The sequence below is a fragment of the Lysinibacillus xylanilyticus genome, assembly GCF_001183605.1.
In the GTDB taxonomy this organism is placed as follows: domain Bacteria; phylum Bacillota; class Bacilli; order Bacillales_A; family Planococcaceae; genus Lysinibacillus; species Lysinibacillus xylanilyticus.
The window spans coordinates 1583326-1600409 of the sequence record NZ_LFXJ01000005.1 but is presented as its reverse complement, the minus strand read 5'-3'; the positions used below and the strand labels follow the sequence as shown (position 1 = coordinate 1600409).

Annotated in this window: 21 protein-coding genes; 17 read left to right on the top strand and 4 right to left on the bottom strand. The window is 33.1% G+C overall.

Annotated features, from left to right (window positions below; genetic code table 11):
- The first annotated feature begins 173 nt into the window (after positions 1-173).
- Positions 174-1268, top strand: a complete 1095-nt coding sequence (locus ACZ11_RS10705) for a DUF418 domain-containing protein (RefSeq protein WP_049665943.1) — start codon at positions 174-176, stop codon at positions 1266-1268.
- 116 nt (positions 1269-1384) lie between these two features.
- Here ACZ11_RS10705 and ACZ11_RS10700 read toward each other — a convergent pair whose 3' ends face one another.
- Positions 1385-2467, bottom strand: coding sequence for a helix-turn-helix transcriptional regulator (locus ACZ11_RS10700; protein ID WP_049665941.1), 1083 nt, complete (start codon positions 2465-2467; stop codon positions 1385-1387).
- 139 nt (positions 2468-2606) lie between these two features.
- Here ACZ11_RS10700 and ACZ11_RS10695 point away from each other — a divergent pair, with 139 nt between their 5' ends.
- A complete protein-coding gene (locus ACZ11_RS10695) occupies positions 2607-2804 on the top strand; it encodes a hypothetical protein (RefSeq protein WP_049665939.1) in 198 nt (65 codons plus the stop codon).
- A gap of 135 nt (positions 2805-2939) precedes the next feature.
- On the opposite strand, the gene ACZ11_RS10690 is transcribed toward ACZ11_RS10695, so the two are convergent.
- On the bottom strand, positions 2940-3878 hold the full coding sequence (locus ACZ11_RS10690) for a helix-turn-helix transcriptional regulator (RefSeq protein ID WP_049665937.1): 939 nt from the start codon (positions 3876-3878) through the stop codon (positions 2940-2942).
- 285 nt (positions 3879-4163) lie between these two features.
- Between ACZ11_RS10690 and ACZ11_RS10685 the strand changes: the two genes are divergently transcribed.
- Positions 4164-4613: a VOC family protein gene (locus ACZ11_RS10685; RefSeq protein ID WP_049665936.1), complete on the top strand. Its 450-nt coding sequence runs from the start codon at positions 4164-4166 to the stop codon at positions 4611-4613.
- A gap of 116 nt (positions 4614-4729) precedes the next feature.
- Here the strand turns inward: ACZ11_RS10685 and ACZ11_RS10680 are convergent, their stop codons facing one another.
- Positions 4730-5926, bottom strand: a complete 1197-nt coding sequence (locus ACZ11_RS10680; RefSeq protein WP_049665935.1) for a macrolide family glycosyltransferase — start codon at positions 5924-5926, stop codon at positions 4730-4732.
- Positions 5927-6266: 340 nt separating this feature from the next.
- Here ACZ11_RS10680 and ACZ11_RS10675 point away from each other — a divergent pair, with 340 nt between their 5' ends.
- The 10 genes from ACZ11_RS10675 (at position 6267) to ACZ11_RS10630 (ending at position 13936) form a co-directional block, all read left to right on the top strand.
- On the top strand, positions 6267-7142 hold the full coding sequence (locus ACZ11_RS10675) for a helix-turn-helix domain-containing protein (RefSeq protein WP_049665933.1): 876 nt from the start codon (positions 6267-6269) through the stop codon (positions 7140-7142).
- 317 nt (positions 7143-7459) lie between these two features.
- Positions 7460-8254, top strand: coding sequence for a MerR family transcriptional regulator (locus ACZ11_RS10670; protein ID WP_049665931.1), 795 nt, complete (start codon positions 7460-7462; stop codon positions 8252-8254).
- A gap of 293 nt (positions 8255-8547) precedes the next feature.
- Positions 8548-9150 (top strand): NDxxF motif lipoprotein, encoded by a 603-nt coding sequence (locus tag ACZ11_RS10665; RefSeq protein WP_049667153.1) that lies wholly within the window; start codon positions 8548-8550, stop codon positions 9148-9150.
- Between the two features lie 179 nt (positions 9151-9329).
- Complete coding sequence (locus ACZ11_RS10660; protein ID WP_049665929.1) at positions 9330-10163, top strand: CPBP family intramembrane glutamic endopeptidase; 834 nt, start codon at positions 9330-9332, stop codon at positions 10161-10163.
- Positions 10164-10272: 109 nt separating this feature from the next.
- On the top strand, positions 10273-10791 hold the full coding sequence (locus ACZ11_RS10655) for a DinB family protein (protein WP_049665928.1): 519 nt from the start codon (positions 10273-10275) through the stop codon (positions 10789-10791).
- Between the two features lie 114 nt (positions 10792-10905).
- Positions 10906-11292, top strand: coding sequence for an Rrf2 family transcriptional regulator (locus tag ACZ11_RS10650; protein WP_049665926.1), 387 nt, complete (start codon positions 10906-10908; stop codon positions 11290-11292).
- Between the two features lie 207 nt (positions 11293-11499).
- Positions 11500-12396 (top strand): NAD(P)/FAD-dependent oxidoreductase, encoded by an 897-nt coding sequence (locus tag ACZ11_RS10645; protein ID WP_049665925.1) that lies wholly within the window; start codon positions 11500-11502, stop codon positions 12394-12396.
- A gap of 130 nt (positions 12397-12526) precedes the next feature.
- Positions 12527-12841 carry a thioredoxin family protein gene (locus ACZ11_RS10640; protein ID WP_049665923.1) on the top strand — a complete coding sequence of 105 codons (315 nt, stop codon included), beginning with the start codon at positions 12527-12529 and terminating at the stop codon, positions 12839-12841.
- Positions 12842-13126: 285 nt separating this feature from the next.
- Entirely contained in the window at positions 13127-13336 is a 210-nt protein-coding gene (locus ACZ11_RS10635) for a hypothetical protein (protein WP_049665921.1), read from the top strand.
- A gap of 222 nt (positions 13337-13558) precedes the next feature.
- Positions 13559-13936, top strand: a complete 378-nt coding sequence (locus ACZ11_RS10630) for an SET domain-containing protein (protein ID WP_049665920.1) — start codon at positions 13559-13561, stop codon at positions 13934-13936.
- Between the two features lie 200 nt (positions 13937-14136).
- Here the strand turns inward: ACZ11_RS10630 and ACZ11_RS10625 are convergent, their stop codons facing one another.
- Entirely contained in the window at positions 14137-14319 is a 183-nt protein-coding gene (locus ACZ11_RS10625) for a hypothetical protein (protein ID WP_049665919.1), read from the bottom strand.
- A gap of 340 nt (positions 14320-14659) precedes the next feature.
- Here ACZ11_RS10625 and ACZ11_RS10620 point away from each other — a divergent pair, with 340 nt between their 5' ends.
- From ACZ11_RS10620 to ACZ11_RS10605, 4 genes are all read left to right on the top strand, one after another.
- Positions 14660-15115 carry a DUF4362 domain-containing protein gene (locus ACZ11_RS10620; RefSeq protein WP_236690836.1) on the top strand — a complete coding sequence of 152 codons (456 nt, stop codon included), beginning with the start codon at positions 14660-14662 and terminating at the stop codon, positions 15113-15115.
- Positions 15116-15268: 153 nt separating this feature from the next.
- Complete coding sequence (locus ACZ11_RS10615) at positions 15269-15709, top strand: hypothetical protein (RefSeq protein ID WP_049665917.1); 441 nt, start codon at positions 15269-15271, stop codon at positions 15707-15709.
- A 391-nt stretch (positions 15710-16100) separates the two neighbouring features.
- Complete coding sequence (locus tag ACZ11_RS10610; RefSeq protein ID WP_236690835.1) at positions 16101-16391, top strand: inner-membrane translocator; 291 nt, start codon at positions 16101-16103, stop codon at positions 16389-16391.
- 38 nt (positions 16392-16429) lie between these two features.
- A complete protein-coding gene (locus ACZ11_RS10605) occupies positions 16430-16714 on the top strand; it encodes a hypothetical protein (RefSeq protein WP_049665915.1) in 285 nt (94 codons plus the stop codon).
- Positions 16715-17084 lie beyond the last annotated feature (370 nt).

The following is a 17084-nucleotide window of genomic DNA, read 5'->3' as shown; positions in this document are numbered from 1 at the left end:
AAGAATAACCGACCGTTAACAACTATTATTTTAACTTCTTTAGCAAAATGTTTTTTGTAACGTAAGTGAAACGTCAGTTACAGAAGCCTCCCACCTCTAAAGGTGGTGAGATGAATGCGGAAATAAGAATATTGAAAGAAGGTCATTAATCGTGTACTTAAGGAGGAACATTTATGATCAAACAGTTACAATCTAAACGTATTGAAGGGTTAGATTTTGCCAGAGCCTTGGCTATGTTTGGAATGCTGATAGTAAACTTTAAAATTATTATGGGAGCGGTAGGAAATGGGCCAGAGTGGCTTATATGGTTTACTGGCATTTTTGAAGGAAGAGCGTCTGCCACTTTTGTTACGCTTGCAGGTATCGGAGTTGCTTTGATGACAAGAAAAGCTAGAAATGGCGGTGACCTTTCTACTATTAAAGAAAATAAGGTGAAATTATGGAAACGTTCCGCTTTTCTTTTTGTACTAGGATTATGTTTATATGTGGCAGATTGGACTGGGGATATTCTCCATTATTATGGAGTTTATATGCTGATTGCATCATTTCTTATCATAGTTTCTACAAAGTTCATGATCATCATATCTAGTCTTTTTTTAATAACATCGCAAATCTTACAAGTGACAATGAATTATTTGAAAGGGTGGCACCCTAAACAACCATTTATGGAATATCTTGATTTTTGGACAATAGAAGGTTTTATCAGAAATCTTTTGTTTAATGGGTATCACCCAGTTTTCCCTTGGATATGTTTCTTTTTACTTGGAATGATCCTTGGCAGACTTGACTTATCGAAGAAAGCTGTAAGAAACAAAATGTTGTATTTTTCTTTATTTTTACTCATAACGATAGAGGTACTTTCAAAAGTATTGATGCGACTATCTCTGTCGGTATTAGATGGTAACAGTGCCGAATTCTTGTTTCAAACTGGACCAATTCCACCAAACATATTTTATATGTTATCAAATTCCGCCTCAGCGATAATTGTCATCGTTGCTTCTATTTATATTATAGAAAATTTTCCTAGTCATTGGTTGACAAAATCACTTATTAAAACAGGACAATTAACATTAACGCACTATGTAAGCCATGTATTCATAGGTGTTGGCATATTGGCTTTATTAAATAGGTTAGAAAACCAAACGTTAGCATTTTCATTATTATTTACAACATTGTTTTTCGTAGCGAGTATTTTATTTTCTGTTTTGTGGTGCAAAAAATATAAAAGGGGACCCATTGAATGGGTTATGAGAAAAATTACAAATTAATATTGTAGTGGAATTGCTATTTCAGGTCTACAGAATTTGCAGGAACGCTTTATTTCTAGAAGGATAATAAGAAGTGGTAAAAAGTTATGTTGCAACTTTTTACCACACTTTTTCACTCATTTAATTGTTGCCTGAATTAATGCAAAATATTGAGAATCCCCTAAACCGTATTGAGGGAAGAGATGTAGTAGGTTTCCTACGATTTCATTTTGAGATAGATGTTGATGTGCTTGAATATATTTAGTAATTTCATTGTCATTTTGAAGAAGTTCTAAATACAATTTGATTCCTTGATACATAACAGGCATCAATTCTACATCTGGCATACGGTGGTCTAATAACACTGCTTCATATATATCATAATAGCTGCCTAATGTTATTTCAGTTTCTTTCACATCATATGTTTGCTCTCTCACAGCATGATAATAAATAGTTCCTTTAAATGATATTTGTTCTAAATAAGCTAATATCGTTATTAAATTCATCTGACAGAACATATCTTCACCAAACCAGAGAACGATACATTGATATTTTTTTGAAAATAAGGTCTTTTCAAGTGGTGCAACTGTAATTGATTCATATTCAGCTAGTGAGACTTGATGTCCTGTCGCTCGAACCTGTTTGAATGATTCGCTAAAAATGGTTTCAACGGTGTCGTGTACACACATCGCTTCATTAAAAGGTGCGTAATCACTTTTTCCCATTAATTGTTGAGAACTGAATTCTTCAAACATCATTTGTCCATTTAAAATATTCAATACTTCGTGATCAAAATGTTCATCCACATGCTTTTGTAAATCTTCAATTCTAAATTTTTTTGAAATGTCCATATAATAACCCCTCGCTTCATTCATAGTGAGTTTTACATATGATTGCAATGGCTCAGGACATGAACGAAAGGCATTGGGACTAACTCCAAAGATCTCCTTGAAAGCTCGGGAAAATGCTTCTTGGGACGAGTAGCCATGTTTGATCGCTATTTCAATGATCCTTTCGTCAGTTTCACTAAGACTGATTGAAGAAAGATAGGTTTTTCTAAGGGTCATATATCGTTTGAGGCTTATGCCCGTTATTTGATGAAATTTAAAGGAACAATAGTAAGAAGAATAGCCCATTGCTTCACTTAGTTTCGTCAGCGAAAACCCTTCAAATAGATGCTCTTCAATCCAATCAATCATATCTTGAATCATGTTGTTCATCATGTATCACTCCTGTTTTTAATGATAGTGAAGAATTAAAAAGTGTTTTGATATTTGTTGTGTTTTTTGAATGAATCGAACAGAATTCAACGAGCAGGTAGACATCATCGCTACCTTTTTTGATTCAGATGGTTAGAACTTGAAGGGTGGGTATCGAAATATTACAGTTGCAGGTTGGACAATCCCAAGTATTCTATTACTTGCGCCAATTATGTATCTGATATTTGTTGCAAAAACAATTAGTATTGCACCTGTAATAGCCATTTTAACGGCAATCACTACATTTACAGTAGTAGCAATTGTCAATTGGTTAATGACTGACGATAGTAAGACTTAGCCGAGTTTTATATAAAAAAGAGGAGAAAAGCGACTTCGTTTTTCTCCTTTTCTTTGTCTGAAAATTGATGGCTTATGCACAGCAGTTACTCAGCTGGATAACCCCTCAAATTATATTGTTGAACTACATGTTTAATTATAATTCTTGATAGTGATTGAATAGGCTCTCTACTTTATCCTGAATAATTTGTATTAATGATTCAGGTTGAACGGATATAACACTATGTCCAAACCTCATAAAATAGTTAGCGATAAATTCTTCTTCTCCAGGATTATAAAATCCATTTATGACTGTTTTATTACCAATGTCTAATTTCATTGAGGGATATTGTTCTTTATAAAATAAATCTTTTGCTTGAGCTAATATCTCTACCTCAAAGTTAATCCTCTTCTCGGATTGGTAAATTTCTAATGAACGACTAATAAGTTCATCTATAGAAAAGTGAGGAGTATGTTCTTCCTCTTCGATAAAGGTTATTCTATCACATCTAAAAACTTTATATTTATGCGTATTGAACTCTATTCCAGTCGCATACCATTGACCAAATCTAGCGGAAATTTTGAAAAATTGAACATGGTAGCTTTTTTGCTCATCATTTTTAAAATAATGAATTTTACAGGTGCTTTCATTAAGAATGCTTTTTAAAATTTTATCTAAAAAACGACTAACATTATTATGTTGATTTACTTCAAACTGCAAGACTTTTTTCATTTTGTGAATCTGCAGCATTTGATTGTTAGACAGACAGTTTTCAAACTTCTCATTTAGTTTATGAACACTTAAATGGAATGGGGTGGATTGATAAGATTCTAGCGTCAGCATTGCAAAATACAGAGCATACACTTCATCAATTGTAAAAATAATAGGGGATAATAATCTGTTTTTTAAGATACCATAACGCCCGTGTCTGCCGTGCTCCGAAAAAATAGGCATTCCTAATTGTTCTAATGAACTTATATCACGCAGAGCGGTACTTTTGGAAATATTGTATTTAGCCATTAGGTCATTTAAATTAAAGTACTCTCGACTGTTTAAGTATCTAATCATGTCATTTAATCTTTCTGATTTTTTCATAGAAATCTCCTTATCAATTTCGCCTTGGCGTAATTGTTGTATGACGTTGGTCACTCAGTCATTGCCACAGGGCTTGGCGTTCTTAGACTGAGTTTTTCTATTTCAGTAGGTGTTTGCAAAGGAACCACACCCTCATTCATCTCAACACCTTCAGAGGTAGAGGGCTTCTGCTAAATGAAGATAAAGGTGTCATGTTTTGATACCATTACATCTTAAAATAAGGTCAAGGCAATATCAATTGAAAAGATATTTACCTTAGTCATTTTATTAAAGGAGATTGATACCATGAGTTCAACACTAGAAGTCGCTATATTCTTATCTATGAAAGGAAAAGCAAAGGAGGCCATCGATTTTTACAAAAAACACTTTAACGCAGAGGAATTGTTACTCGTTACTTATGAAGATATGGCAAGACGTGACAGCTCGCTGCAGCTTACTGAAGAGAATAAACATTTTATAACTCACTCCGTCTTAGCAATAGGTAAAACAAAGATCATGCTGGCAGAAGATACAATGGATGTCACTGAAAAATATATAGTAGGGAACAATACCTCACTGTGTATTCAAAGTTCTGACTTAGAAGAAATCGAACATTTTTACAAGAGCTTAACGACAGATAAGAGAGTGAGAATTATTGTTCCGTTATCAAATAATGTTTTTAGTAAAGCATACGGTATTATTGAAGATCCGTTTGGTATTCAAATACAATTAATGTTTGATGATCGATTACATTAATGTTTGGTGTAAAAAAGCTGGGTATGAGAGAAATCTTTACCCAACTTTTTATAGTATTAAAATTTAGTTAAGGTGGTAATTTTTCCTACCAAAAAAGCCACCAATAATGGTAGCTTTTAAATACCGTATTGACTTTTAAATTTAAAAATCTCATCAACAGCTTTTTGATATCCACCTGATTTTTTGACTTTAATATTTGCAACAGCCTTATGGATGGAAGGGTTGTTTAACACTTGATCGGCAGCTTCATTTAATTGATTTGCCGTCAAGGTTTGCATTTGTAATTGAATACCTGCTCCGATATTGGTAACTTGCTCAGCAATTATCGGTTGATCTGCACTTAGTGGAATTACGATTAGCGGAACCCCGTTAAAGAGAGCTTCATTAGTACTGTTCATGCCACCATGTGTGATAAATAATTTTGTGTATTTAAGTAATTCAGTTTGTGGAACATAAGTTTTTACAATGAAGTTTTCGGGAATCTCTCCCAATTCATCAAGTTGAGTTTGTCCTCCGATAGACATGACGACGGTATGCTCAGTATTCCCGAATGCTTTAAAACAAAGCTTATAGAAATCAATGGCTTGATTTAAGACTGTACCGAGTGAAATGTAAATGGGGCTTTTTCCTTTGATTGTAGTAAGGTCGAAGTCTTCTTGCGTTAATCGTGAAGAGATGGATGGACCTACAAATTTATATGATTGGTCAAATGCTTCTCCAAAAGGTTGAAATTCCCTAGTTGTATAAACGATTGTAAGCGGTGCGGGATTACAAAAAACTTCATAAGGAGAATTGATTTCAACACCATATGTTTCTATAATTTTTGCTGTTAGGTGTTGAAATTCATCATTTATCTTTTTTAAAACTTCGGTTGGGACATTTTTTGAAAGATGTTCTAATGTTCTATCAAATGATTGTTTAGTCTCAGCAAAAGATGTACATGAATTGATTGCAGGAAGCTTAAGGATTTTGGCAAGTAAATGGCCACATCCAAACATTGAATCGTGGATGATGTAATCAAAATGCTCTCCTTTAATCTGTTCAAGAACGCTAGGTATGACGATATCTGCAGTAAGTAAAAGTCCGTTGACTCTTTCAAGTAAATGATTTCTTCCACCTGAGATAAAGGCTTTTATAAATTTTTGACCGTCAAATGTGCGCACAGTCGCTCCCGTCTTCTCAATACGCTCTCGAAAAGCTTCTATTGTAAAGAATACGACCTCTTCTCCTCGCAAAATTAGCTCCTGCACAACGCCAATAGTTGGATTGATATGTCCTTCTGATCCACCGTTAATAAATAAAACACGTGCCAATTCTACCACTCCTTAAGTAAAGATATTTTCAAGATTGTGTAAGAGTAATGGATACTGTCACATATCATTGCTTAACTATGGTAAGGCAATATGAGATCTTTAAGCAAGTATAAGCATGTAACTTTTTTAGGTGAACAGGCTATGCTGAAAGGTGGAATAGTAAAAGGGGCAAATATCCACTTAGATACCAGTAATAGACTTTTACATTAGTATAGAAAAAAATCAATTGAATAGAGGTGTTTTGTTAAAATATATCTTATTATGAAAACATCGCAAAAAAAGTCAAAAATCATAAATTTGAATTTGTTATGATTATAAGTGAAGGGGAGGTGAAATACCGTTGAAATATGAATGGACAATTCAAAAAACAATAAACTGGATTGAATCTCATTTACATGAGCAAATTTCCGCCAATGATATTGATGCAGTGACAGGATTTTCAAGATATCATTTTCACAGAGTTTTTCAAACCTCTGTTGGAGTGTCTGTCACAGAATATATCCGAATGAGGCGGCTTGCAAATGCTGCAAGTATACTTCTTAATACTGATGAAAGAATTATAGATATCGCATTCTATTATCAATTTGAGTCACAAGAAACCTTTACACGTGCATTCAAAAAATTGTACTATTTGCCACCAGGGCAATACAGAAAAGTAATGAGAACTATGAGAAGAAATAGGGAGGAATCCATAGTGGAAGAGAAAATTAAAGGCTGGTTTATTAGTGGGAGTCATCCTTATAATTATGAAATAGGAATAGATGAGAAAAATGTACATCAAGGAAAAGCATCGGGATATTTAAAATCAAAAACTGTTCACGCTCCAGATGAATTTGCAACAATGATGCAACAATTCAAGGCTGATGAATTTAGAGGTAAGAGAATTAAACTCTCTGGGTTTATTAAAACTAATAATGTAAAACAATTCTCAGGACTTTGGATGCGAGTAGATAGTGCATCGGAGGATATCCTGCAGTTCGATAATATGAGTGATAGGCCAATAATTGGTACAAATAACTGGAATCGATATTCTATAGTTCTTGATGTTCCAGAAAACAGTGCAATAATATCGTTCGGTATTTTACTTACAGGAAAAGGGGAAGTTTGGCTGGATGGGCTTAGTTTTGAAGTAGTTGATAAAGATATCCCTACAACCCACATTAGTTTTGAAAACCATCTTTTAGAGGAACCGACAAATCTCTCATTTGAAGAATAAAGTATTTTGGGAGTTCAGTTTTTTTAAGATAATACTTGTTTAAACTAGACTCAAATTAAAACTTACAATCCACCAAAAACTCTCCACATTGGCGATACTAATTTAAAATAACAGACATAATTAAAAGAGGTTCTAAAAGTCAGAAAAGACTAATTAGACAACCTCTTTTTTGTTTCTCAGAACATGATTAAAATGTCCACTTTACAAGAGAAAAGTATTTTCCGAATTTTTATTTAATGAAAAAATATGGTGTTATATGGTGGAATAGATAAAATAAGATAATATAAAGAATTTGCAACAGCGATAAGGAGAGTAATATGTACACAATTGGGCAGGTAGCTAATTTTTTAGGTGTATCTAGAGACACCTTGAAATTTTACGAGGAAAAGGAATTAGTAAAACCAAAGCAAAATATGGAGAATGGGTATAGAAAATATAGTCATTTTGATATTTATGATATAACAACTGTAAATTTCTATAGAGAGATTGATATTGAAATTAAAAAAATCCAGGAATTAAGAAAAAGTAAGAGTATTGAGGGAATACATTCAATATTAGAAGAGAAAGAACAAGAGGTTTTACAGGAAATAGAGTATAAAAAGCTTCTTTTAAAGAAGCTTCAAATAGTAAAAGAAGATTGTGAGAAAATTAAACAATTTTTAGGACAATACATAGTTAAGGAAATGAAACCTTTAGAAATAAAGGGGGAAATAGAACATTTTACGGCCTATGATGAATATGACACTCTAAAAAAGAATGCAGACAGCTTAAAAAAAGCAGTTACTCTTACATCTTTAAGAAGAGTCGTCAGCTTCAATGAAGAAGGTATGATAGAAGATAAATTTATAATTGTAAGAAAAGTGAAAGACCCTGATGAAGAAATAGAAGGTGAAATTCTATCCCATCCAAAATGTATATATACAATTATGGAAGATGGGAGATGGTCAACTGGTGGAAAAAATATTGATCATAAAGTGGAAGCGAGTATAAGAAACGTAGCAATAGAAAAAGGATATGATCTTTCGGGGCAAGTTTATATAAATCTATTACTGACCACTTATGAAGATGGACTTGAACGTGTATTTTTAGAGATTTATGCACCTATAAAGTGAATTTATTTTATCATCGCCTTGCTTAGGAGGCATACTTTATTCAACTTAATTTCACCAAGGAAGAGCCCTTTATTTAGGTGTTCTTCCTTTTATTTGGATATAATGCTTGCGAACTTAGGAGTCATAGTGTACTATTTGACTAGTACACTATGACTCGAGGGGTATGAGGGAGAGCCTATTTTAGATTAAATTATTTATTGCAAAATGGTTCGTTCACTGCACATGAGGAAGTAGAGAGGATTCGAGAAGAAAGCGTGAAATTAATGACAAAATGGATTGAAAAGGAGATTAGTATGAAAAAAATTATTTTATATCTACTAATGGTTTTCACAATTGTATTGATGTGTGCTTGTTCACACGATACAACACCTAACGAAGAAAGTAATAAAGAAAGTAATGGGAAATCTGTTAACAATGTACTTGTTAAAATTCCTGACGATATATTTGTTTCTAATAAAAAGAATGAAACTATTAGTGAAGATGAAATGAAAGCAAGTATAAAAAAGTATATGGATTATAGTCATGTAATAGATAAAGAAATGGAAAATATTATTTATCTTTATGAGGATGCTACTAAATCCGATCAGGAAAAATTAAATACATTAATAGCCGAAGGGGAAAAGAATGATACGAATTTCAATGATTTTATTAGTAATAATAATATCCCTGATGATTATAAAGAACCTTCAAAGACAATCTATGAATTTGTTTCATCCATCAGAGCAACTTTCATACAAATTGAAGATGAAATTGTTGGAATGGTCGAAAGTGGTAATTTTACAGATATATCAAATTTTGCTTCCGAGCATTTTACTAAAGCAAACGGAAGGCAGCAACAAAAAATCGAAAAATTTTTAGATGAGAAAAATATTAAAACTACATATTTCGATGAATAGAAAGAATATATTTAATTACCCTTTAAGTTTTTGAAGGGTATTTTTTATTTTTTCATTCGTGAATTTTGAGGTAGTAAAAGTATTGACCTGTGAGTAACTCCTAGGTTTAAGGTAAAGGTATTCATAAATATAAGTCATATTATTTTTATGAAATACTTAGTTTGAAGCGGGGAAAATACATGAATAGAGAAAAGAAACTAAAAAAACCAGTAGCAAGCTTTATTTTACTGACCAATATCATTTTTTTGCCACTTTTTTGTCTTGTAGGTGCCACAAGCGTGTTAGGATTTCCTAAATGGATTTTTAATGTAATGCTCTGTATATCAGCTTGGTCCTCAACCTTTGCTTTTGCAATATTATTTAAAAAAATTTATCCTGGGCAAAGTTTTATGCAATTTGTAAAAGATAAATTCAAGAATAAACTTAAGTTTTCTGTGATTTTCATTGCAATTATGATTCAAGCTTTCATATTTTTGATGATTTTGTATATTGTATCTAATACTAGTGAAGTAGACTCTATTTTTACTGTTTCTTCATGGGGAATGTTAATCTATTACTTTTTTAATCACCTTCTTTCTGGGCCACTAGGAGAAGAATTAGGGTGGAGAGGTTTCGCTCAAATGGAGCTCAAAAAAAAGCATTCGCCATTAAAAGCTTCGATAATAATAGGGTTTTGGTGGGGGATGTGGCATCTACCCTTATGGTTTACTACAGGGTATGTGGGCATTGATTTAATCAAATATATTCTACTCTTTATGATTGCAATCATGTCTACTAAAATCGTCATGACAGCATTTCATAATTTAAATCAAAATTTAATCGTCCCAATCATTATCCACCAATTCTTTAATTTTTTTCTGGGCTTAATAAACGGTAAATTAATTGATTTACTCATGTATAACGCCATTTTTTACTTCATTGTAGCCGTTTTAATCATCATTATTAATCCAAAGAACGTATTGTATGGAAAGGAAGATACAAACGTTATTCATGCAAAACAATATATGGTTTAGTGTTAGTTGAGCGAGAGGAGCGGCAGTTGATCAACGAACGGCTATTTTAAGTGGGGTTTTTGATCACAGAGCAAATGGGCAAATTTGAGGAATACGGAGGAGAAATAAGATGGAGAGAAAAAATTTGGTTGTCGTTCCCGTGTCAGATTTTGAAACAGAGATAGGTCGCTGGATATGGTGTTTAGAAGATGTTCGGCGTACGCTTTTAGAAAAAATTTCAGGAATAAGTCAGCAACAGCTCGATGCCAAACTAAACGATCACTCCATTGGATCGTTGTTATATCATATAGCTCTAATTGAAGCCGACTGGCTCTATGAAGAGGTTCTAGGCGGTAAATGGGATACAAAGATTCGTTCCTTATTTTCTCATGAAGACCGTAATGAGGATGACACATTGAGCCATATAGAGGGTCAAACTTTAGATGAACATTTATATCGTCTACAATGTGTCCGTGATGAACTGCTTTTCCATTTTCGCTCAATGGACATAGAGGATTGGCGTACATCTAGAAGTCTTCCACATTACGATGTCACACCTGAGTGGGTTATTTATCATCTCCTTGAACATGAGTCACATCATAGAGGACCGATTTTTCAGATGCTTGCCATTTTAAAAAGACAAAGTTAGCCGCTATCTTTCAAAGATGGTTGATTTTCACCTCAAAAGACATGAATATTGAAGTAACTAAAATTCAATGCTATTATAGATATGTAAAGTCTCTAATTGAGGTGGATAAAGATTATGAAATATTCTAAAGCTACAAATTATGCACTACATACAATGCTTTTTCTTGCCAAGGAAGCAACAAATAAACCAGTAGGTGTCCAACAATTAGCTGAGATGCAAGATGTTTCTCCTACGTATTTGTCTAAGATCTTAACTAAGTTAGTAAAAGAGGGAATGATTAATTCTGTATCGGGTGCCAATGGTGGTTATACACTTAGTCGGAATTGGGAAGATATTTCATTTCTAGATATAATACATGCAATTGAAGGCAAATCGTCATTGTTTGATTGTTGTTTATATAACGATCCTAAGTGTGTAATAAAAGAAGTAATGCTATCTGCAGAGGAAACACTGGAGAATGAGTTAAGAAATAGAAAAATATCGGATCTTGTGAAAAAATAGTAGTGGATGAATAGTCCACCATTATTTTTTTTAATAATTGTGGATATGAAGAGTCTTTTAAGTCTTTGATTAAAGCTAACGACATCTATCTAATGTCTTACTTCTACCAACTTTCAGGTGGTTATGCTTAGAATCATTCTATTTTAAAACTTCAATTAGAGCCGAAACAACAGGTACTCTAAACAACTTATGAAGGAGAGTTATATGATGGAATTATTTGATTGTGCAATTATAGGTGCAGGTGGCGCTGGGCTAAACGCTAGTTTGATTTTAGGAAGATCTCGGAAAAAAGTCGCGTTATTTGATAATGGAACAAATCGGAATCGTGTGACTCAGGAATCACATGGATTTCTTACACGGGATGGTATTAAACCAGCTAAGTTTAAAGAAGTAGCTTTGAATGATGTGGAAAAATACCCGTCAGTTCATTATTTTCAAAACACAGTTATAAATATTACGAAACAACCAAATGGCTTGTTTAAAATTGAGACTTTAGAAGAAGTTGAGTATGTTGCTGAGAGAATTATATTGGCGACAGGTATTCAAGAGGAATTCCCGTCAATTCCGGATATTCGAAAGTATTATGGGAAAAGTTTATTCAGCTGTCCAACTTGTGATGGGTGGGAATTAAGAGATCAACCTCTCATTATTATTTCTGAAAATGAAGAACAGACCCTTTTTAAAGGGAAGCTTGTTTATAACTGGTCAGAGGATTTAGTGATAGCCACAAATGGTCATGAACTTTCTGCTCCGGCATTGAATGCACTTGAAAGAAAAGACATAACGGTCATTACTGAACCTATTCAGAATCTTCATGGTGTAGACGGTTACTTAAACAAAATAGTGTTTAGTTCAGGTTTTGAAATAGAAAGAGTTGGAGGTTTTATAGTGCCAAACTTTGTGCGTCCAAACCGTTTTGCAGAGCAGCTTGGTTGTCATTTAAATGAAAATGGTAGCATTGTTGTGGATGCAGCAGGGCGTACGTCACAGGAAAATGTTTATGCAGCGGGGGAAACAGCAAATTTAGGCCAGTCTTCATTAATTGTTGCGGCGGCTGAGGGATATAAAGCCGCGATGGCAGTTGTTTTCGACAGTATTATTTAAAAAATCTTTCGCTTAATTATGGATATTAAAGATCTTTAATGTGGGATAAAGAGAGAGAGTAGGGTCTAATAATAATTATTAGCATATTATAACTTCAAGATTTGTATTTCCACAAAGGGGGAAAAGAATTATGTCGATAGTTCATGTAACAACAAAGAAAGAGTTAAGTGAGCACTTGAAAACTAAAAAAATGGTGTTATTAAATTTCTGGGCCGAGTGGTGTGGCCCATGTAAAATGCTTGCAGGAGTTCTTAATCAACTCAGTGAAGAATTCAATGGTAAGATAAAAATTATCAAAGTGAATGTTGAAAAAAGCCCAGATATTGCAGCAGAATTTAAGGTAATGGGAATTCCTCATTCCCGTTTGATTATTCACAATAAATCATATGAACCCATTGTTGGATATGTACCTTTTGAACAACTAAAACAAATGATTGGAATTTGATGTATGCAATTATGGTTGGAGGACCCGCATAATAGATCTTTCTAAAGTCTTTCCGAATTTCGGGAAGGTGGAACTTTTAACATTAGAAATGCCGACTTTTGGGGAATGGAAATCGTTGACGCATCAATATTTGTAGTGAGATGTTAGATAACGATATCTTGAATCTGTTTAATTATGTACCAGTTCATGTTATAATAAGTAGCTTAAGGTATTAAGACGTTCCTTATAATTGAACGGATGCTTAGAAAGACTTCGCATTGAGATAAAATATAGAGGTGTAAGAGATTGAATAAAAAATGGACGATTGATAAAATTAAAGAATTTGTTGAGAATAATTCGGAAAGTAAGTTACTAACGACAGAATATCACGGTTTTTCTCAAAAGTTACTATTTAAATGTGCATGTGGAAGCAAATTTGAAAAAACATTTACTAAATTTAAAAATAAACATCAACGTAAATGTGACGTCTGCCAACCACCAAAAGAGTCACGCTAAACGTATAAATGATCAACGAAGTTTTTAAAGAGTAGATGGCGTTATTTTTATATTGACGTTTTTGATCAGACAATTTATGCTAGTTTGAATAAAATTACCTCTTACTCTGAAAAGATTTTGAAGTAACATACTTAGGCAAACGACGCAGATTTAAAAAGACCTCAATGTTAAAATTATGTTAAAGCTAGAAAGAATATTTTAAAAGTGAGTAGGAGACCAAATATGATTGAGATAAAAACATCTCCATTAAGTGATGGAGAATTCAATAGAGGGGTATTTGCAACATGTGATATCAAAAAAGGAGAGCTTTTACACGAAGCACCTGTCATTTCTTATCCAAACGAACAGCATCAATACATTGAGCAAACTTTACTCGCTGATTATGCTTTTGAGTATGGGATAGGTCAAACAGCTATCCTTCTTGGTTATGGAATGTTGTTTAACCATTCTTATGAACCTAATGCAATATATGAGATTAATTTTAAAAATCGCACATTTGACTTCTTTGCTTATACGGATATAAAAGCAGGAGATGAAATTTTAATCAATTATAACGGCGATGTTGATGACAAAGAGCTACTATGGTTTGATCAGGAATAAAAGGATTTAAAATAAATCGGGGCGTTGATCCAACAAGGATTGACGCTTTTTTTGTTGACGTTTTTGCGTCTATTAACCCATCAGGTATGTTTGCTGATATAGTGCACCGTGATTCAAAATTATTGTCCAATGAGGGGGGCTTTTTGAAAAAGGAGTTTTTCTTAAAATATGGTATAACGAGAGAGTAACTAGGTTGAGGTTTAATAGGCGATTGGTAATGCAGGGCGTTCTAATATTGCTGTAACTAAAGCTTTAGCCATCTCTTGTTTTAGAATCTCTTTTAAACCTCCATTATCTGCTTCAAATTTTTGAATTACATTCCCTGTAGTGCCAGTAGCTGTAAACGCTTCTGATTGTATTAACGGAGCAGTAATGTTTAACAAGGATGATTGTATTTTTATGGTAAAACCAACAATAAAAGAGGTGAGGTTTTATGGCTATGAGTTTAGTAATTACAGGTATTATTATTTTATATTAGTACTTGCTACACCAATCAGTTTTTTATATACTTTACCGATTTCGATTATAGTTTTTGTATTGAACTAATTCGTTTATTTAAGAAGTAATTCAACAATTTGGTACAAGAGTTGAATGTCAAAATAGATTGACAGTTTTTTTCTTATTCTGCTAACTGACAGGTTAATTGAAGTGATGCATAATTTTTTGAATTTTGAAACGAAAGTAAAAGAAAAACGACTAACTTTATATAGGGGTGTGATTAATTTGAAAAAAATTAGTTTAATTTTGTCTTTAATACTTTTATCAATAGTGTTACTTGGTTGCCAACAAGAAAGTGAAATTAACAATCCAAAGAAATCTTATTCTTCTGAGGAGGCAATAGAGAATGGAGATGTAGTCAATCTTCATGGAGAAATTAGTAACTTAGATAGATTTGAGAGTTTTATAGAAAATGTTGAGAAGGGTGCTAAAGATGAAATTCGTATCACAATGTACACTATTGAAGGAGACCCTATTTTCTATAATTTAAATTATAATGGTAACAAAATTCAATATACTTATGATAATTCACAGGATGGATATGCAGGTACTGGAAAAGGAATAGAAAGTACGTCTTGTTCTAATATAGAATCAAGAAATACAGAGAATGGAGTTGAATATTATTTAAGTGAGTGTTCTTCGGAAGTTGGCAATTCTTTTAACTTTCGAGTTTCGGAATAAAGAACAGTAGAAATCATGTGAAATATTGTACTTATGCAACGGGGTGCTTAACTTGAAGACCATTGAGCTGCTTAGACAGCTCTTATTTCTTATTGAACTAACGGTGCGTTTTAGTGGAATAAGGTGTCGTTTGAAACAATAGGGGGGAAGCGTATGAAAAAGGTATTAATTTCTTTGTTAGCTGTAGTTGTATTAGTAGGTGTGATTTATTTTGTATTTAACCTTAAACCACCTAAACCAACTATAACTATTGAAAATAATACTGTAGAAGTGGCACAAGGTTCTTATTGTTGGGGTGGGCTTATTAACGTTCAATGTGTTGATAAGATTTCCCCGCCGGATATTATTAAACATCAAAAACTTAAACCTGTTGTTGTATCACCTGGAGCTGAATTAAAAATAGAATTTAATCGTAAACCACTAGAAAATACGTTGAGCGCATCTATGTGGTTTAATAAAAACGAAATGGAGAATATCCGATTAAATGACAATGTTCTATTAGTGCCAAAAGAAAAAGGGGTTTATATTTATAGTGTTTCTGCACATTGGGAAAAAGGAAGTTCGAGTTATGACTTTGTAATTGAAGTTAAGTAAGTCTTTTCCACTAACGGGGTGCTTTACTCCCATGAAAGAACGTAAAAATCTTTCATTTTCTGTGGTGTAGTGTTGATTTTGCGCTACATGGATGGCTAACGGGGTGCTTTACTCGAAGAACATTGAGTTGCATGTGCAGCTCTTTTTTTATTGAACTCCCATGAAAGAACGTAATTATCTTTCATTTTCTGTGGTGTAGTGTTGATTTTAAGCGACATGGATGGCTAACGGGGTGCTTTACTTCAAGATGGGATTCCACAGAGATCCCATTTTTTCTTAGGCTGATTTCGAAAGAATTGTTGTTATTCAATTAATAGTCAGAATAGTTAAATGAATATTATGGTTAATTGTGGTAAAGTGAAGCGAGGGGGGGATTGTGGAAAATTAAATTTTGATATTATATGTCTTGATCTTAGTATCACTTAACGTTGTTTTCTTTACGTTGTTTAGAAAAGGAATATTAAATCTTATGGTATCGGGCATCATTATGATGGTACTTGCTCCAGTGATTGGTTTTTCAAGTGGCGCTTTACTTCTTCATTTTTACGATTGGAGTTCTGGGGGAACAGGAGAAGGTGCAGGCTATGGTGGGGCATTTTTAGGATTTATAACAATAGCTAATGGTATTCTCATTCTGGTGATTGGAGTTATAAGGTGGATTTTAAATTTCGTAAAAAAGTGAAATGATGTTTCGTTATTCGAGTAATCGGAGGGATTTTGTTGAATGATAAAAAAGTTTTAGTTATAGGTAATGTTATATTTACTGGTTTTGTTGCATTATTTATTTCTTGGTTTTTTGCAGAAGGGGCATTAGGTGAATCTGATACTTTGACACCAGAATTCTTTTTAGTCATACCGATATGGGCTTTTGGAGTACTACTGATGTGGAGATTCGTTTCCAAAGACAAATTAGAAAATGCTTCTCATTTTAAAATAATATTAAGTAATTCTCTGCTTTGGTTAACTATCCCTTTAGGTTTAATGTTTGCGTTTGAATTCATATAAGAATATTGGGAAGAAAGATAAAGAATTAAGTTATTTTCTTGTTAAACTAACGGAGTGCGTTAATTAGAGAACATTGAGTTGCATAGGTAGCTCTTTTTTTCTTATTGAACTAACGGTACAGGATAGTTAAATTAAGGGAATTTATGTTAAGGTACGTATAATAAGATAAATCATAAATATCGGGGTGGTTAGCTTTGTTTGCTTCAGTTCTATTTATCTATCTGCCTATTTCCATTTCATTACTAAGTATTTTGGGGTTGTTTTGGGCAATCAAGAACAAGAGAAAGGTATATGTTCCTCTGTTGATTCTTGTAAATCTAAGTATCATAACGCATTTTGTTGGCTTGAAGTTAATTAGGGGATTTGAAGG

Coding starts and splice junctions, on each gene's coding strand:
- ACZ11_RS10685 (WP_049665936.1), top strand. CDS start 4,164: ATGAGTTCAACACTAGAAGTCGCTATATTCTTATCTATGAAAGGAAAA.
- ACZ11_RS10640 (WP_049665923.1), top strand. CDS start 12,527: ATGTCGATAGTTCATGTAACAACAAAGAAAGAGTTAAGTGAGCACTTG.
- ACZ11_RS10650 (WP_049665926.1), top strand. CDS start 10,906: ATGAAATATTCTAAAGCTACAAATTATGCACTACATACAATGCTTTTT.
- ACZ11_RS10700 (WP_049665941.1), bottom strand. CDS start 2,467: ATGAACAACATGATTCAAGATATGATTGATTGGATTGAAGAGCATCTA.
- ACZ11_RS10670 (WP_049665931.1), top strand. CDS start 7,460: ATGTACACAATTGGGCAGGTAGCTAATTTTTTAGGTGTATCTAGAGAC.
- ACZ11_RS10665 (WP_049667153.1), top strand. CDS start 8,548: ATGAAAAAAATTATTTTATATCTACTAATGGTTTTCACAATTGTATTG.
- ACZ11_RS10645 (WP_049665925.1), top strand. CDS start 11,500: ATGGAATTATTTGATTGTGCAATTATAGGTGCAGGTGGCGCTGGGCTA.
- ACZ11_RS10630 (WP_049665920.1), top strand. CDS start 13,559: ATGATTGAGATAAAAACATCTCCATTAAGTGATGGAGAATTCAATAGA.
- ACZ11_RS10660 (WP_049665929.1), top strand. CDS start 9,330: ATGAATAGAGAAAAGAAACTAAAAAAACCAGTAGCAAGCTTTATTTTA.
- ACZ11_RS10655 (WP_049665928.1), top strand. CDS start 10,273: ATGGAGAGAAAAAATTTGGTTGTCGTTCCCGTGTCAGATTTTGAAACA.
- ACZ11_RS10705 (WP_049665943.1), top strand. CDS start 174: ATGATCAAACAGTTACAATCTAAACGTATTGAAGGGTTAGATTTTGCC.
- ACZ11_RS10690 (WP_049665937.1), bottom strand. CDS start 3,878: ATGAAAAAATCAGAAAGATTAAATGACATGATTAGATACTTAAACAGT.
- ACZ11_RS10615 (WP_049665917.1), top strand. CDS start 15,269: ATGAAAAAGGTATTAATTTCTTTGTTAGCTGTAGTTGTATTAGTAGGT.